Source organism: uncultured Senegalimassilia sp. (genome assembly GCF_934636665.1).
Taxonomy (GTDB): domain Bacteria; phylum Actinomycetota; class Coriobacteriia; order Coriobacteriales; family Eggerthellaceae; genus Senegalimassilia.
This window is the reverse complement of record NZ_CAKUAT010000014.1, coordinates 39019-52406: the sequence shown is the minus strand read 5'-3', so window position 1 is coordinate 52406 and position 13388 is coordinate 39019. Positions and strand designations below refer to the sequence as shown.

Annotated in this window: 5 protein-coding genes; 3 read left to right on the top strand and 2 right to left on the bottom strand. The window is 63.5% G+C overall.

Annotated elements, in window-relative coordinates; translation table 11 throughout:
• The first annotated feature begins 18 nt into the window (after positions 1–18).
• Together Q0G75_RS06830 and Q0G75_RS06825 are read left to right on the top strand one after the other, a co-directional pair.
• Positions 19–861: a putative hydro-lyase gene (locus Q0G75_RS06830; RefSeq protein ID WP_294415148.1), complete on the top strand. Its 843-nt coding sequence runs from the start codon at positions 19–21 to the stop codon at positions 859–861.
• A gap of 124 nt (positions 862–985) precedes the next feature.
• A complete protein-coding gene (locus Q0G75_RS06825; RefSeq protein WP_294415150.1) occupies positions 986–1741 on the top strand; it encodes a 5-oxoprolinase subunit PxpA in 756 nt (251 codons plus the stop codon).
• A gap of 128 nt (positions 1742–1869) precedes the next feature.
• Here the strand turns inward: Q0G75_RS06825 and Q0G75_RS06820 are convergent, their stop codons facing one another.
• Positions 1870–9171 (bottom strand): FctA domain-containing protein, encoded by a 7302-nt coding sequence (locus tag Q0G75_RS06820; protein WP_294415151.1) that lies wholly within the window; start codon positions 9169–9171, stop codon positions 1870–1872.
• A gap of 502 nt (positions 9172–9673) precedes the next feature.
• Between Q0G75_RS06820 and Q0G75_RS06815 the strand changes: the two genes are divergently transcribed.
• Positions 9674–11305 (top strand): helix-turn-helix domain-containing protein, encoded by a 1632-nt coding sequence (locus Q0G75_RS06815; protein ID WP_294415153.1) that lies wholly within the window; start codon positions 9674–9676, stop codon positions 11303–11305.
• A 251-nt stretch (positions 11306–11556) separates the two neighbouring features.
• Here the strand turns inward: Q0G75_RS06815 and Q0G75_RS06810 are convergent, their stop codons facing one another.
• Positions 11557–13362: a carbon starvation CstA family protein gene (locus tag Q0G75_RS06810; protein ID WP_294415154.1), complete on the bottom strand. Its 1806-nt coding sequence runs from the start codon at positions 13360–13362 to the stop codon at positions 11557–11559.
• Between the last annotated feature and the right edge of the window lie 26 nt (positions 13363–13388).

Here is a 13388-nt window from a genome sequence, read left to right as displayed (position 1 = left end):
TCAACGAAAGGAAGCGTTATGGGAATCGAAATGCCGGTACCTGCAAAGCCCGAAGGCGTCGACGCCGACGTGTGGGAGCAGATGCTCCACGCCACGCCGGCCGAGGCGCGCCATCTGATCCGCGAAGGCAAGTTCGCCGCTCCCACGAGCGGCCTGTGCCCGGGTTACGCGCAGGCGAACCTGATCATCCTGCCGCGCGAGCAGGCCTATGATTTCCTGCTGTTCGCGCAGCGCAACCCCAAGCCCTGCCCCATCCTGGAGGTCACCGAGGTGGGCGAGCGCATGACGCACATCTGCGCGAAGGACTGCGACGTTGCCACCGACTTCCCCGGATACCGCATCTACAAGGACGGCGTCATGGTGGACGAGGTCGACGACGTGGTGGACTACTGGCGCGACGACCTGGTGGCGTTCATCATCGGCTGCTCGTTCAGCTTCGAGAGCGAGCTCATCGAGGCGGGCATCGAGATGCGCCACAACACGCAGGGCCGCAACGTGTCCATGTACCTGACCAACCTGGCGTGCGAACCGGCCGGCTCCATGAGCGGCAACACGGTGGTCAGCATGCGCCCCATCCCCTACGACCAGGTGGTGAAGGCGGTGCAGATCTCCGGCGCCATCCCGAAGGTGCACGGCGCACCCGTGCATATCGGCGACCCCTCCGTCATCGGCATCAAGGACATCGCCAAGCCCGACTTCGGCGACCCGGTGGACATCAACCCCGGCGAGGTGCCGGTGTTCTGGGCATGCGGCGTCACCCCGCAGTCCATCGTCATGAACAGCAAGCCGCCGTTCGCCATCACGCACGCCCCCGGCTACATGCTGATCACGGACACCAAGAACGTTGATCTGAAGGGCTAGCCGGGCTATCACGCCGATTCGCCTGAGGCTTGCCCGAGGGAGAACAACCCGAACCGACGCCGTGCGCGGTTGCGACATGCCGCAACCGCGCACGCTCATGTATATGGAAATGGAAGTGTTGAACATGCCGAGCATCGATCTTAACTCCGACCTGGGGGAAAGCTTCGGGCGATACACGCTCGGGCTTGACGATCAGGTCATCCCGCTGGTTTCCAGCGTCAACGTGGCGTGCGGCATGCACGCCGGCGACCCGGCGGTCATGCGCCGCACCGTCAAGCTTGCCGCCGATGCGGGCGTGGCCGTGGGCGCGCACCCGGGCTACCCCGACCTGCAGGGCTTCGGCCGCCGCGACATCGCCATGTCGCCCGACGAGGCCTACGACTACATCCTGTACCAGATCGGCGCGCTGCAGGCCTTCTGCCACGCCACCGGCGCGCGCATGCACCACGTCAAGCCGCACGGCCAGCTGTACAACCGCGCCGCCGTGGACCCGGAGCTTGCCCGCGCCGTGGCCGCCGCCGTGCACGACGCCAGCCTGGACCTGGTGCTGGTGGGCCTGGCGAACAGCGAGCTCATCCGCGCAGGCCAGGCGGAGGGCATCCGCACCGCGCAGGAGTTCTTCGCCGACCGCAACTACACCGACGAGGGCCTGCTGGTGTCGCGCAAGCTTCCTGACGCCGTCATCACCGACGAGGACTTCGCCGTGGCGCGCGTGGTGCGCGCCGTGAAGGAGGGCACCATCGAGTCCGCATCGGGCAAGCTGATCACCGTGAAGCCCGACACCATCTGCATCCACGGCGACAACGTGCACGCGCTCGAGTTCGCCGGCAAGATCCGCACCGCGCTGACCGAGGCCGGCATCGAGGTAAAGCCCGTGTAGGAATCCACAACATAGCGAAACGCGAAGAGGGCCGGGTATCAACCCGGCCCTCTTCTTGCATCCCGCCGCCGCCCTACCCAGGTGCGGCAGCGGGTTTCCGTATCCGGCCTTCGCCGGGTTCGGCTGCGCTAGCGCTTATCGCGACGGCGCATGATGACCAGCGCCGCGATGGACGCCGCGCCCGCCAGGGCCACCGCCGCAAGCGGCAGGACCAGGGCAAGCTTGTCGTCGCCTGTCTGCGTCAGCACCTTGCCGACCAGCCCGCTCGGCGTGAAGGTCTTGCCGCCAGGCTGCGTGGGCTGCACAGGCGTCGCGGGCTCGGTGTACGTGTTCGTGAACGCGAGCACGTCGGCATCGCCTGCCACCGTTGCATTCAAGTGGCCGAGCCCGTCATCGACGACCGTCACGGTCACCTTGTACGCGTGCTTGTCGTACGTCACGTTCGCCTGCGCATCGTCGAGCTCGGTGAGCGCGAACTCGTACGTGCCGGGCTTGTCGAACGTCAGCGCCGGGAAGGCGATCTTGCCATCGGCGGCGTTCTTCGCCTTAAGCTCGGTGCCGTCGGCCGCGGTCAGCACGAACGTGAACTGCCCGTCCTGAAGGTTCTTGCCCACCAGCGTCTTGGAGGCGCCGATGGTCACGGTCGTGGGCGCTGCCTGGTAGGCGTTGGCGAAGGTGGCCTCGCGCGCGCCTTCCAGCGCATGGGTCACGCTGAGCGTGCCGTCGCGGTTGTCCTTCACCGTGGTGACCACGGTGTACGTCGCGCCGTCATAGGTCACGCCGTTGGCGACGGCGCCGCCCCCGACCTCGTGCAACGTGTAGCGATGCGTGTTGGGATACGTGTACTCCACCGGGCTCAGCGCCACGCTGCCGTCGGCGGCGTTAGTTCCGGTCGCCACCACATCTTCGCCCTCGAGCAACTCGAACGCGAACTCGCCGGCGGCCATGTCGCGGCCCGTCAGCGTCTTGGTCACCGTCACCTGGTCGGTCACGCTGGAGCTAGCAGGCTTCACCGTGTAGGTGTTGGTGAAGGAGAACGCCGGGTTAGCTGCGGCGCCCTGGCGCTCGACCGTCAGCTTGCCGTTGCCGTCGTCGGTCACCTTGAAGCTGACCGTCTTGGTCGCCGCGGCGTCGTTGATCACGCCGGGCGCGGAACCGCTCTCCGTCACCTTATAGGTGAACACGTGAGAACGGGGCTTGCCGGACTCGGGCTCCGGGTTCGCCGGCTGGTCGGCCGGCTGGTTGCCGGGAGCGACCTCGTCAACCGTACCGTTGTCGGTATCGAGAGCCGCTACGGCACCCGCACCCTGCTCGTCGCCTGCCGCGGGCTTGTCACCCTCGTTGGAGGCAGCAGGCTTGTCGCCTTCGTCGGCTGCCTGGGCGGAAGCGTTATCCGCACCCGCGGCGGCCTTGTCAGCGTCCGCGGCAGCCTTCGATGCATCGGCATCGGCGGCCTTCGCAGCATCGGCGTCGGTTTCCTTAGCCGGTGCTGCAGCCTGGTCGGCGGCCTTCGCAGCATCCGCTTCGGCCTTGTCGGCGTCCGCGGCGGCCGTCTGGTCGTTCACGCCCAGGGCGCTGTTGAGGTCGTCCAACGTGAACTTGATGGTGCCGAAGTCCACGCTGCCGTCCGCCGCGTTCTTGGCGGTGGTGCGCTCGGGCATGGGAGCGGCCGCATCGTCGGAGGTCACCGCGAAGGTGAATTTATCCTCGATGGAGGCCGGTTCAAGCCCGGGTGCCGCCTGCAGCGTCTTCACGCCGGACAGGCCCACCTGCACCGGATCGCCCGTGGAGTACGTGTTCTCGAACTTCAGACCCTTGTCCAGGTTCGCCGTTGCCGTAAGCGAGCCGTCGCCGTTATCGACGACCGTCACCGCGAACGGGATCGGCTGCGTCTGCGCCGTGATGCCCTGGCCGGCCAGGCCGTCGGTCTTCTCGTAAGCCAGATAGTTCACCGTCCACGAGGTGACGCCCTTGTCGGAGGTCTTGGAGGCGTTACCGTCCTTCACCAGACCCTTAAGCATCTCGGTGGTGTAATGCAAGGCATCGAACGTCACGGTGCCGTCGGCCGCGTTCTTAGCCGTCCGCAGGTCATCCCCACCCGTTGCGTACTTCACCGCGAAGGTGAACTCGCCGGCGGAAAGCGGACGTCCCGTGAGCTCCTTGGTCGCCGTCACCTGAGCGGCAGTGCCGCCCGGATTGTCGGTGGAGGCGTCATACTTGTTAACGAAGAAAACCGTTGCGGGGTCCGGAGACGGATCTGCGCCGTACACGTACGTCTCGATGCCCTTAGGTCCGGCCACCTCGGTGGTGACCGTCAATGCGGCCTTCTCCGGGTTGTCCCAGACCATTACCGTTACCGTGTACTCCGTCGTGTCGTAGGTATAGCCGTCGGCCGCTGCCTGAACCTCGGCCACCTTATAGGTATACGACTTGCCCACGTCGCTCTGGCTTAGCACCACTTGCCGATCACCCAGCACGGACTTCACGGCTGGCGCGCCATCGGCAGCTGCGGGCATGGCGATCTCAGCGCCCTCCAGCGGCAGGCCCAGCACATACGCCGACGCCTCGTCGCCAGGGGTCACCTTGATCTTGAACTTCCCCTCGGCCATATCGCGGCCGAACAGGGTCTTGGCCACGTTCAGGCCGCCCGCCTCCGTGTAATTGATTTCAGCGGTGTAGCGATTCACGAACGTGACGTTCTCCGCAACCGCAGAGGCCTTGAGCTTGCCGGAGCCATCGTCGGACACCGTCACCTTCATGGTGGCCACGTGATCGTCGTACTGAATGCCCGGCAGCTTATGGCCGTCGGCGGGCACGACCTCGCGCACCTCGTAAGTGAACGTGCGCTTATGGTCGGGCGCGTCCTTCAGCATGTCAAACTCGAACTCGATCTCGCCGAATCCGAAGGCCCCCGCGGGGATCGCCTTGGTCACCGTCGCGTAGGCCACATCGGGACCAACAGCACCCTCGGGAAGCGGGGCACCATCGAGCGCCTTCAGCTCGAACGTAAACTCGTCGGTATCGGTCCAATTACGGCCCTCGAGCACCTTGTTCAGACCGGCAGTGGCGGTGTCGTAGCTGGTCGATTCGACCTTATCATAGCTATTCCCGAACGCCACAGCAGGCTTGGTCGGATGATCGACGACCTCCCCATCCAGCTTGGTGGTCAGCGTCAGATGCTTGTCGGCATCGTTGCTCATGCCCACCGTGATCTCAAGCGTGTGCACGCTGCCGTCATAGGTGACGCCGGGTTTAGCGTCGGCGGGAGCGGGCACGACCTCGCGCACTTCGTACGCGAACGTCTTGCCGATATCATCCTGCGTGAACGTGACGCCGCTCATCTTCGCCATATCGCACGCGTCGCCATCGGCACGCGCAGCGTTGGTGAAGCTGAGATCGGAATTCGCCAAGCGGGCTTCAGCGTCTTCCGCAGACACGGTATCGGACATCACGCCATGGATGCTGAAGGAGAACTCATCGGCTGCCATGTCGCGGCCGTTCAGCGTCTTCTGAACGGTGATGCCGGAGAACTGCTTCTTCTGCTTGTACTCGTTCACGAAGTTCGCCGGCCCGTTGTCGTAGCTCACCTCGGCGATCAGCTTTCCGCTGTGGTTATCGGCCACCTTGACCGTAACCTTGTGGACATGACGGTCGAACACGATGCCGCCGGTTGCGGCGCCTGGTGCGTCAAGACCCTTGCCGCAGTACTCGTTCTCCTGCACCGCGAACGAATACGTGCCAGGCTTGCTGAACGTCATCTCGCCGAAGGAGAACGTGGTCTCAACGCCCGCCTTCGCACCGCTCACCACAGCTTCGTCAGCACCCTCCGGGATGACGATGTTGCCGGCGAGCTTAGCATTCTGCGTAGCCTCATCGGCCGCGCTCAGCTTGAAGCCGAACTTCTCGCCTTCCGCCATATCGCGGCCGGTCAGCACCTTGGTGCCGCGAATCGCCGTATCGCCCTTAAGCTCAGCAGGCTTAGGCTCATAAGAGTTATTGAAGAGGAACCCAGTGCTGGGCTCCAGCCCTTCGCTGTCGTTTCCGTAGTACTCGACACCCTTCAGCTCAAGATTGCCGCCATCTTCCTCGATGGCGACCTTCGCGGTCCATACCGTCGAGTCGTACACCATGCCAGGCAAGCGGGAACCGAACGCTTGAGAGTCATTCGCAGCAAGCCATGTATCGCCGACCTTAACCACCTCTAGGATTTCGTACTCGAAGGTGGCAGCGCGCTTCTCAGGGTCAAGATCTTTGCTCTCGTACTTCGCCGGCGGCCACGCAATGTTGCCGCCCGCCTCGACCGTGGTCACAACACCGCGCCATTCGCCGCGAGCGAGATCGGTACCCGTCACGACTTCGCCATCGGGCAAAGGCGCCTCGGCATTGTACGTGCGAACGATCACGTGGAACATATCCGGCCTAAGGGGGTTCTCACCCGTCGTGTCCGTATACGTCTTCGTGCCGCTGGGGGCCCACTCCACCACATCGGGATCGTACTTGTTCACAAACGACACCGTATTGTTCTCGATGGGCTCCTCGCATTTCGCGCCCTTGTCGCTCTTCAGCTTCGTCATCACAGATTCCACCGTCAGCTTGCCGTTGTGGTCCTTGTCGGTTACCGTCACGACGACCTGGTACAGCGCCTGGGATGCGCTCACGCCGGGCCTCAAGGCGCTAGGCTCATCGGATTCCCAAATCTGGTACGTGTACATGCCCGGCTTCGTATAGTCGATGCTCTTGAAATGGAAGCCCACCGGCTCGCCAGCCTTGGTGTCCTTGCTCGTTACCACAACGCGCGTCTCACCCTTGCTGATGCCCAGGGTATCGGTCGGCGGCGACGGCATCGGTGCCTCAACGGATGTATCGGCATCCCTCATGATGAACGTGAATTCATCGGCCAACCACTCGCGACCGGTCAGCACCTTCTTGCCCTTAAGGTACATCTCGCCATCCAGCGTGCCGGATGCGGCGTACGTGTTCGTATACGTTACCGCGCTCGTCTCGCCAGCAGCGATCTTGCCCTCCGCGCCAGCGGCCTCTGCCTTGAAGCCATCGCGCGGCGTCTCGCTTACCTTATAGTCCCAGCCTGCGGAAAGCCCGTACACGTACAGGGTCTCGCCCGGCTTCAGGGAACGCTTCGCCTGGCCATCCTGGCCGAACGACAGCACGAACTTATCACCTTGCTGCTCGCCGTTCGCGTCTTTCACCACGGCGTTGAAGCTCTTGCCGACGGCATCCTGCATGGCAATGGTGAACTCGAAGGAATCGTTCGCGAAATCATCCGCGTTGTATCCATCGGGCAACTCCAGCTGCTTCGTCACCGTCAGCGTGCCGGGCACATCCATGCTCAGCTTGCCGTTGTTGCCCAGATAGGCGTTGATCAGCGTTTCCGCGGAAGACTGCTCGACGCCGCTCCACTTCGGGTTCAACACGTCCGTGGCCGTTGCCGTGCGATTCTCCTCCTTGACCTTATGCAGCTCGTTGACGTAGGTCAAGCGCGGCGTGCCAGACTTGAAGTAGCAGGCACCCGTGGAATCCTTGCCGATGGCGCCCTCGACTTGCTCAGCGGCACCGCCGGGGAAGGACACATGCTCGGTCTTCGCGACGGGCTTGCCGTTCTCCATGGCGTAGTAATCGTGCTTGTAGTAGTACGTGGAACCGCTCTCCACTGACATCGCGGGAACAGTGCATGCCTCATCGGTGTAGATGGGCGTGTCCTGCGTGAAGTAATAGTAGCTGTTACCCACAGCCGGCTCGAACGTGGCGACCGCGTCGCCTGTTTCCTCGCCGGTCCACTTGTTGGCGTAGAAGTTCACCTGGCCCGTTTCGGAGTCGGTGTTCTTCGCCATATACGCCTTCATGGCGTCATCGGGGTTCTCCAGCAGATCGAGCGCTGCCGGCTTCACGCCAGAGGAGTACAGCACCGAGATCGGCGTGGTGTTCGAGACGCTCATGGTGTCCTTCGCCAAATCGATGACGAAGTTGCGCAGCGGGATCAAGGACGCGGGTACCTTCACCTGCACCTTGTCGCCCACCGCAGGTTTGTCCGAACGCGTGACGGTGATCACGACGTCTTTCAGGTCGGCAGCGGCCAGACCGGAATGCACGTCGCCGCTGAAATGATACGTGTCGACGTTTCCGTCCGTGGTCTTGGACTTGCAGCCGTAGACCGTTCCGTTGTACACGAGCGTGGACAGGTCGGTGACCTGCATGTAATCGCCCAGCTGATCGTCAAAGGCGATGTAGCCGGTTTCGTGCTCGAAGCCTTCGCTCGTCTTCGTGGGATAGCCGGAGCCCTTCGAGATCTCCTTGGAGATGTCGTCGAACACGTGCTTCAGCTCATCGGCATTGGTCGCGCTCTTGTAGAACGTGGCGTCTTTGCCATCGGAGCCCTTCGCACGATCGCCGAAGTTCCATATATATTCGCCCGACCACCAACTCGTGCTCTCGTAAGAATACGTCGCAGACGGGTAGTTGCTCGACACGGCGTGCATGAACTTATTCTCATTGGAAACGCCCTGCCCATCGGGATTCTTTGCCGGATCGGCGCCCTGGAAGATGCCGATGGAGTACACCGCAGCACCCGCGTCCTTCATTTCCTTAGCGTGCCCAACGGCGCTCGAGGCGACGTCAGGGGAAAACTCGCTATATTCCGTCGGCGTGCCGTCGGTGAAGAAGATGACGACTTTCTTGGCATCGGAGCGATCGGAGGTCTGACCCTTCGCAAGCTCCAAGCCTGCGGCGGCATTCGTTGCACCGGCGGGCTGGATGGCGTTCACTTGGGAAGAGAAGGCGCTTTTCGTATCGTTAGTGCACGGAGCCAGCGTCTTCATCACCTGGCTGTAGTTGTACCAATACTGGCCTTCGCGATACGTGTCGTTGCCGACCTTGTCGGTCTTGTTTCCAGCGAACTTCACGATGGAGACCTGATGCTGCTTGGCGGCATCCTTGACCGTCGCGTTCTGCTTGGCGATCTCGTCGATGAACGAGTTCGCCGCGCTCTTAAGCGCGTCGATGCGCTTCGTGTCATCGCCGCTGCCCATGGGGTCGCTCATAGACCCGGAGGCGTCGAGCACCAGCACGATGTCAAGCGGCGTGGTCGCCGTATCGGACAGGTTCGACGTGGACGACAGCGCCGTGAGCGCGGTCACGAAGTCCGCACCGTTCGCCTTGGATACGGTGACGTCGTTCTTACTGATCGTATCGTTCGACACGGTCTTGTCGGTCCAGATGCGCCCGACGCTCGACGTGTCGTTCTCGACAAGCCCCTGCCAATCCCAAATGGTCGAGGGGTCCGTGACGGCGGTCTTGTTGCCGCTGTACGTTGTCGCCGACGAGTCTTCCGCAAACGCCGCGCCGCCGAACAGCGGCGACAACGCAAGCACCAGCACGGCGGCTAACGCTGCCTTGAAACGCTTCGTCGATTTCATGTCCTCGCCTCCTTCCACCGCATCGCGGCCTTCCATATCCCCATGCGCTTGCATATGCGCGCGCTCGGGCTCTTCCGGTACCCTGACGTCTTCACGGGCCCGCTCCTTCCCGCACGGTTCTCCCCATGCCATGGCGCCCGCCGACGTCGGCATTTCCCCGCCAATCGTCGAACGCGCGCACAGCCCGAAACCGCGCATCGCACCAGCGGCGCAGCCGGCATCAAGCCACTGCACCTCCTGATAACATCATTGCTAATGGGGGTACAGGGAACCACGCCGTATATGCGAACGTACGACCCCGATATTCCGTTTTCGCAGGTGGGCGAACGGGCGCCAGGGGGTCGTATAAACGACCCCCGTTGACAATGCGGCCAAGCCGCGGACGCTTCCCAAGAACTCGCGGCCAAAGTTAGCCATCTGGGAGAAATTGAAAAACGAAGGTAACGCAACACGGGATACAATAGGTTTAGGGGGCACGGACACGCCTGGAAGGAGGGGTGCGATGGGCAACGCGAAACGCGAAAATAGACTGCTGTTTTGCGCACTTGCGTTGTTCTTCTTCGTGTTCCTTGAGTCAACGCTGTTCTTCCAGGCCAACCTAGCTCAACCTGGAGGGCATAGTCCCTTCTTCTCGCAGTTCCCCATCCAAGGAGCCAGCACCCTGGGCCTGCTGGCCTTCCCCCTTAAAAACCGTCTTGTCGGGGGAAAGGGCCGGCCTGTGTTCATGGGAGTCGTCACCGTCCTTGGGGTCGCATCCCTTGTCGGCGTCGTTTTCGCGTCGTCGCCGCTGGTAATCGCATGCACGGGTGCGGTCGGATTCTTCCTTATCGGGCTTGCCGGCGCCACCGTGTACTGGGCAACATGCGTGAGGTCGCGCAGCATCGCGCGGTTCGCGACGTTGATCGGCGGCAGCCACGCGCTTGGCGTGCTCGCGCAAATCCCCCTGCTCGAATTCACGTCGAACCACCTGGTCGAAGCTGTCGTGCTTTCCGCGAGCATCATCGCCCTAGGAGTGATCAACGCGCGCATATGGCCGCCCCAATCCGTACTCGTAGACTTTTCCACGCAACGAGAACAGCGCAGAGGAAACCACCTCGAAAGCAGCAAGTTCGCCGGATGGCGTCTCGACCACATGACCCCTCGTACCGCCGTCATCGTGATCTTCGCGCTGGTGCTGTTGTTCTCCGTGCTGTTCAACACGCTCTACACCTTTATGGACATCGGCTCGCCCTGGACCAGCCAATATACCAACATAACGCCGCGCGTTCTGATGGCAGTCGGAGGCTTCGCCGGCGGCGTGCTGTTCGACCTGCACCGGGCGCGTTACCTGGGCATCGTCATGTTCTGGATGATGCTGCTCTCAGTCGGCGCGATGCTCGGGGTGGAGGCGGGCGGGCCATACGCCATCGGGGAAGTCGTCTACTTCCTGGGCTCGGGCGTTTTCATGACGTTCTATACTGCGGTGTTCGTCTGGATAGCGCAGTTCCTGCGCGCACCCGACCTGTGGTGCAGCATGGGGCGAGCGCTCAACAATGTGACCGCCATCGCAATCGGCGCACCCGCGCTGCTGGTGATCAACCTGACAAGCCCCATAGCCGTTGTCGTGCTGCTGGTCCCCCTGATCATCGGCATCAACGCGCTGCTCTTCGCCGCCGGCATGCTGGATCTGCGCCCGCGCCCGAGGGATGGCGAAACCGGAGGACGTGCCGGGCAGCAAGCCGACGCGTCCGGCTCCGCCAGCGATGCTGCGCCTGGCCAAGCGACAGCCGGTGAGCGCATGCCTGCCGCCAGCGATGCTGCGCCCGGCCCCGCCGAGGGCGAAATGCCTGCTCAGCCGGCAGTCGCCGAGCATACATCGGAAGCCGCGCAACACGCAGCACCCGACGCCGCGCCTTCCGCGGACGATGCAGCTATCGACCCCGAGGCACGCCTTAAGGATTTCGCCAGCCGCTTCTCGCTCACGCCGCGCGAGACCGAGGTACTTGCCGCCGTCACCGCCGACGAGCGCCCGCTCAAGCATGTGGCCACGGACATGGGCATCTCCCTGCGCGTGCTCCAGCGGCACCTAACTTCGCTCTACCAGAAAACCGGCACGCAATCCCGCGTCGGCCTCACGAAACTGTTCTGGGAGTAGCGCCTCTCGCCCAGCCACGTCTCCGCACCCGCCCCTTCGCCCGCGCCACCACCGCAAGAAGGCTGCACAGGCAGCCTGCAAAACCTCGCGAAACCGTGCGCCCTCTTCCCCGCCGCGGGCAGCCCCACTCACCCCGTACGGCGCAGACGCCCCATAGCACGCGAAAACCCCGCCGCAACCGAAGTTGCGACGGGGCTTCCAGTCTCACAAGGCGCAGAATCGCGCGACCTTCCCGCTAGCGAAACAGCAGCTTACGCGGCGTTGCGCTTGGCGGTGGCCACGATGGTCTTCACGCCCTTGACGGCCAGCACCACGGCCAGCACGAACAGCAGCACGGCCAGCAGCGCCTGCACGGCGGGGGCGAAGATGTCGCCGCCCTTCATGATGAGCAGGGTCTTCTGGTAGAACGTGATGCCCAGCGAGGTGAGCGTGGCGGCCAGCATAAAGGCCATGGGCACGAAGAACATCTTGTTGTTGCGGCCCGCGTTGCCCAGCCATGCGCACACGGCCAGCAGCGCCAGGGCTGCCAGCAGCTGGTTGGCGGCGCCGAACAGCGGCCAGATGATGGTGTAGCCGGTCATGCCCAGGAACACGCCGATGACCACGGTGATGATGGTGGCGACGTAGGGGTTCGTCATGACCTTGCGCACGCCCGTCAGGTCCTCGCGATTCGCGTCGACGGGGGTCCAAAGCTCCTGGAACATGTAGCGGGCCAGACGGGTGGCGGTGTCGAGCGAGGTCAGGCAGAACGCGGAAACGGCCAGGATGAGCAGCGCATATGCCAAGCCCTGCACGTTGGACAGGCCGGGGATGCATGCGAGCATCTGGGACAGGCCGTCGGCGAAGACGGCGGTCGGGGAGGCATAGCCGCCCGCGGCGTACTTGCTCCACACGAAGCCGACGGCGCACAGCGAGATGACGGCCAGCAGGCACTCGATGAGCATGCCGCCGTAGCCGATGGGCTGCGCTTCCGCTTCCCTATCCAGCTGCTTGGACGTGGTGCCGGAGGCTACCAAGCTGTGGAACCCGGAGATGGCGCCGCAGGCGATGGTGATGAACAGGGCCGGGAACAGGAAGCCCGAAGCGGCGGCCTTGTTCGTGATGGCCTTGCCGGCCTGGTCGACGAGCGCCTGGCCCGTGGAGGCGTCAAACGCGGCGTTCGTGGCGACGAAGCCCGTGAACGCGGGGATCTGCAGATTCGAAGCCGCACCCGTGAGGGATGCGCCCACGATGCCGATGACGGCCAGCAAGATCATGCCGTACAGCAGGTAGCTGGACAGGTAGTCGCGGGGCTGCAGCAAGATCCACACGGGGGCGACCGATGCGATCAGGATGTACACGCCCAGGATGATCATCCACGTGTTGTAATCCAGCGACAGGGCGATGCCCATGAGCGGCAGGTTGTAGCCGATGGCCACCATGATGACGATCAGCACGATGGCGGAGGCGATGTTGACCGGGCCGGGGATGTTGCGGCCGCGCGTGAGGACGCCGTAGACGACGGCGACGCCGATGAAGATCACCGAGATCATGGCCGTCTGCTGGTTGGCCAGGTTCGTGGCGGCCTTCGTGCCGTCCAGGTCGGGCACCACGGCGAACGTGTTCGCCACGATGGAGGCGAATGCGGCCACCACCAGCAGCAACGTCAGGTACGCGAAGATGCAGAACAGCTTCTTCGCCGTGTTGTCGATGTTCTCCGCGACCACGACGGCCAGCGTCTGGCCCTTATGGCGCAGCGATGCGAACAGGCTGCCGAAGTCGTGCATGGCGCCGAAGAAGATGCCGCCGATGAGCACCCACAGCAGCACGGGCACCCAGCCGAATACGGCCGCCTGGATGGGGCCGTTGATGGGGCCGGCGCCGGCGATGGACGAGAAATGATGACCCAGCACCACGTAGGGCGGCGCGGGAACGTAGTCCACGCCGTCTTCCAGTTCGTGTGCCGGAGTCGGATTCTTGGGATCGACCCCCCATTGCTTCGCCAGCCAACCGCCATAGCAGACATAGCCGATGACCAGGATGACCGCAGCAACAAGGAGGATAAGCAATGCGTTCATGGAACCCTCTTCTGTTTTGCGTTTCC